Source organism: Arthrobacter sp. Hb9-2 (genome assembly GCF_059091165.1).
Genome location: NZ_JBNHGJ010000082.1, coordinates 1 through 2,842, shown reverse-complemented (window position 1 = coordinate 2,842; position 2,842 = coordinate 1). Strand labels below are relative to the sequence as shown.

The 2,842-nt window shown below is 55.0% G+C and carries 1 rRNA gene; it reads left to right on the top strand.

The features are described 5' to 3' along the window. Positions 1–2,802, top strand: a 23S ribosomal RNA gene (locus AC5RV1_RS21270); the annotation flags it as partial. Positions 2,803–2,842 lie beyond the last annotated feature (40 nt).

The following is a 2,842-nucleotide window of genomic DNA, read 5'->3' as shown; positions in this document are numbered from 1 at the left end:
TACCAACTCTGCCGGGTTGGTGGGGTGTGATGTGCAGGCATAGGTGAACGGTCTTGAAAGGCCGGCCAGAGAGGGTGTGAGCCCCGTAACCGAAATGTTGTGTACCGCCCGGATGAGTATCCCAAGTAGCACGGGGCCCGAGAAATCCCGTGTGAATCTGTCAGGACCACCTGATAAGCCTAAATACTCCCTAATGACCGATAGCGGACCAGTACCGTGAGGGAAAGGTGAAAAGTACCCCGGGAGGGGAGTGAAACAGTACCTGAAACCGTGTGCTTACAATCCGTCGGAGCAGTCGCGAGTAATCGCATAGTTACTGTGACGGCGTGCCTTTTGAAGAATGAGCCTGCGAGTTAGTGTTACGTCGCGAGGTTAACCCGTGTGGGGAAGCCGTAGCGAAAGCGAGTCTGAATAGGGCGTTGCAGTGGCGTGATCTAGACCCGAAGCGAAGTGATCTACCCATGGCCAGGTTGAAGCGACGGTAAGACGTCGTGGAGGACCGAACCCACTTCAGTTGAAAATGGAGGGGATGAGCTGTGGGTAGGGGTGAAAGGCCAATCAAACTTCGTGATAGCTGGTTCTCCCCGAAATGCATTTAGGTGCAGCGTTGCGTGTTTCTTACCGGAGGTAGAGCTACTGGATGGCTAATGGGCCCTACAAGGTTACTGACGTCAGCCAAACTCCGAATGCCGGTAAGTGAGAGCGCAGCAGTGAGACTGTGGGGGATAAGCTTCATAGTCGAGAGGGAAACAGCCCAGACCACCAACTAAGGCCCCTAAGCGTGTGCTAAGTGGGAAAGGATGTGGAGTTGCGAAGACAACCAGGAGGTTGGCTTAGAAGCAGCCATCCTTAAAAGAGTGCGTAATAGCTCACTGGTCAAGTGATTCCGCGCCGACAATGTAGCGGGGCTCAAGTACACCGCCGAAGTTGTGGCATTCAGATATTAGCTAAGCCCTTGTGGTTCAGGCGTCTGGATGGGTAGGGGAGCGTCGTGTGGGCAGTGAAGTCGCGGTGTAAACCAGCGGTGGAGCCTACACGAGTGAGAATGCAGGCATGAGTAGCGAAAGACGGGTGAGAAACCCGTCCGCCGAATGATCAAGGGTTCCAGGGTCAAGCTAATCTGCCCTGGGTAAGTCGGGACCTAAGGCGAGGCCGACAGGCGTAGTCGATGGACAACGGGTTGATATTCCCGTACCGGCGAAAAACCGCCCATGCTGAACAGGGGATACTAACTGCCCGAGACCTGCCTGACACCCCTTGTGGGTGAAGGGTTTTGGTGGAGCGCAGGACCTGATCCTGGGAGGCAAGCGTATTAACAGGTGTGACGCAGGAAGGTAGCCAAGCCGGGCGATGGTTGTCCCGGTCTAAGGATGTAGGGCGAACGGTAGGCAAATCCGCTGTTCATGATGCCTGAGATCTGATGGGACCCCCGTTTGGGGGGATTTGGTGATCCTATGCTGCCGAGAAAAGCATCGACGCGAGGTTTTAGCCGCCCGTACCCCAAACCGACACAGGTGATCAGGTAGAGAATACTAAGGCGATCGAGAGAATTATGGTTAAGGAACTCGGCAAAATGCCCCCGTAACTTCGGGAGAAGGGGGGCCCCAACCTTGAACACCACTTGCTGGTGGGAGGGGATCGGGGCCGCAGAGACCAGGGGGAAGCGACTGTTTACTAAAAACACAGGTCCGTGCGAAGTCGCAAGACGATGTATACGGACTGACTCCTGCCCGGTGCTGGAAGGTTAAGAGGACCGGTTAGCCGCAAGGCGAAGCTGAGAATTTAAGCCCCAGTAAACGGCGGTGGTAACTATAACCATCCTAAGGTAGCGAAATTCCTTGTCGGGTAAGTTCCGACCTGCACGAATGGAGTAACGACTTCCCCGCTGTCTCAACCATAAACTCGGCGAAATTGCAGTACGAGTAAAGATGCTCGTTACGCGCAGCAGGACGGAAAGACCCCGAGACCTTTACTATAGTTTGGTATTGGTGTTCGGAGTGGCTTGTGTAGGATAGGTGGGAGACGTTGAAGCCCGGACGCCAGTTCGGGTGGAGTCATCGTTGAAATACCACTCTGGTCACTTTGGACATCTAACTTCGGCCCGTAATCCGGGTCAGGGACAGTGCCTGATGGGTAGTTTAACTGGGGCGGTTGCCTCCTAAAAAGTAACGGAGGCGCCCAAAGGTTCCCTCAGCCTGGTTGGCAATCAGGTGTCGAGTGTAAGTGCACAAGGGAGCTTGACTGTGAGAGAGACATCTCGAGCAGGGACGAAAGTCGGGACTAGTGATCCGGCGGTACATTGTGGAATGGCCGTCGCTCAACGGATAAAAGGTACCTCGGGGATAACAGGCTGATCTTGCCCAAGAGTCCATATCGACGGCATGGTTTGGCACCTCGATGTCGGCTCGTCGCATCCTGGGGCTGGAGTAGGTCCCAAGGGTTGGGCTGTTCGCCCATTAAAGCGGTACGCGAGCTGGGTTTAGAACGTCGTGAGACAGTTCGGTCCCTATCCGCTGCGCGCGCAGGAAATTTGAGAAGGGCTGTCCTTAGTACGAGAGGACCGGGACGGACGAACCTCTGGTGTGTCAGTTGTACTGCCAAGTGCACCGCTGATTAGCTACGTTCGGATGGGATAACCGCTGAAAGCATCTAAGCGGGAAGCTCGCTTCAAGATGAGATTTCCATACACCTAGCGTGTGAGAGGCCCCCAGCCAGACCACTGGGTTGATAGGCCGGATGTGGAAGCGAGGACTAACGACTCGTGAAGCTGACCGGTACTAATAGGCCGATAACTTACACCACACACCACCCCCGCAAACGAACTTCAAAAGCGTTTGCACCC